The sequence below is a fragment of the Streptomyces sp. PKA51 genome (assembly GCF_057552455.1).
Window position 1 is genome coordinate 1 of record NZ_BAAJPZ010000049.1, and the last position, 1,560, is coordinate 1,560.

At 78.7% G+C, this 1,560-nt stretch carries 1 pseudogene; it reads right to left on the minus strand.

What is annotated here, in order from left to right:
• Window positions 1–1,560, minus strand: a pseudogene (locus tag AC27L3_RS29490) (hypothetical protein); the annotation flags it as partial.

The window sequence follows — 1,560 nt, forward strand, 5'->3', positions numbered from 1 at the left end:
TGAGCGGCGGTGGCCACTGCGGCGGCGAAGTCCGCGTCGACGTCCGAGCCCGCGAAGGGGGCGGTCAGCTGGATGGCGGTGTTGGCCGGGTCGGCGATGCCGGCCGCGGTGCCGCGGGCGGCCGCGGCGGCCTGCACGGCAACGGTGGCCTGGACCCTGGCCATTGCCGCCTCGCGGGTGGCGCCTTCGGCCTCGTCCTTGGTGCGGTTGGCGGCCTGGAGGGCGTTCTTGGCCTCCATCGCGGCCAGCCCCGCCAGTCGGGCGGCCTCGTGGGCGGCGACGCCCGCGCGGGCCTCCTGCGCAGTGGCCTCGGCGGCCTTGACGTTCGCCCGCAGGGCGGCGGCGTGGGTGGCCGCGGCCTCGGCCTCGGCACGGTTGGCGGCGGCGTTGGCGGCGGCCGCGGCGGCCTCCGCCTTATTGGCCGCGGCATTGGCAGCGGCGGCGTGCGCGGTGGCCTCGGCGGCGGCGGCCCGGGCCCGGGCCGCCGCACCCGCGGCCTCGGTGGCGGCGGACCGCGCCCGCACGGCCGCACCACTGGCGGCGTCGGCGGCGCTGCGCGCCTGACCGGCCGCGGTGCCCGCGGTGTCGGCGTCGGCCTTCGCGGCGTCCGCCGCGATCCGGGCCGCACCGGCGTCCGCGGTGCCGCGGGCCGAGGCGGCCATGGCCTCGGCGGCCCGGGCACGCGCCTCCTTGGCCCGGTGGTTCTGCTCGGCCTTGTAGGCCTTGTTGCGGGCCTCGCGGGCGTTGGTCTCCTCGCCCGTGGCCTTCTTGTCCGCCTCGGCGGCAATGCCCTCCTGGCGGGCGGCGTCCTCGCGGGCCGCGGACGCGGTGGCGGCCGCGGCGAGAGCCTCCGCACGCTTCGCGGACGCCGTCCGGGCCTCGGCCTCCGCACGTGCGCGGGCGGCTGCGGCGTTGTCGCGCTCCCGCTCGGCGCGGGCGCGGGCGGCTGCGGCCAGGTCGCGCTCGCGCTCGGCGATCGCGCGCTGTTCGGCGGCTATCTTGGCCTGGCGCTCCGCCTCCAGGCGGGCCTCGCGGGTCTTCTTGGCGTGCTCCCACGCCTCGGCTTCGGCCTTTTCGGCTGCGATGCGCGCGTCGCGGGTGCGCGTGGCGGCGTCGGCGGCGATCTTGGCCTGCTTGTCGGCGGCCTCGGCGAGCTTGGCGGCGGTCTTGGCGTGCTGCTCGGCGTTGGCGCGCCACTGCTTGGCCTGCTGCTCGTGCAGTTCGGCCTGGTTCTTGGCGTTGAGGCCCTTGGCGTCGGCCTCGGTGGCGTCGATGGCGTTCTGCGCGGTCTTCGCGGCCTGGACGGCGGCGTCCGCCGCGGCCGCGATGCCGCTCGCGACGTCCGACCACTGCGTGCCGTACGTCAGGCCGGTCTCGACCAGGACGTCGGCCTGGACCTTGGCCTGGGCGGCCGCGACCTGGGCGGCCTTCGCCGCGCCCGCGGCGATCTCGACCTGGCGGGCGGCCTCGGCCTTGACGCCGTCGTAGGACGACAGGCGCTTGCCGGCCCGGTCGGCCGAGAGCATCCGGTCGGCCTCGCGGGCCTGCGCGGCCGCCGAG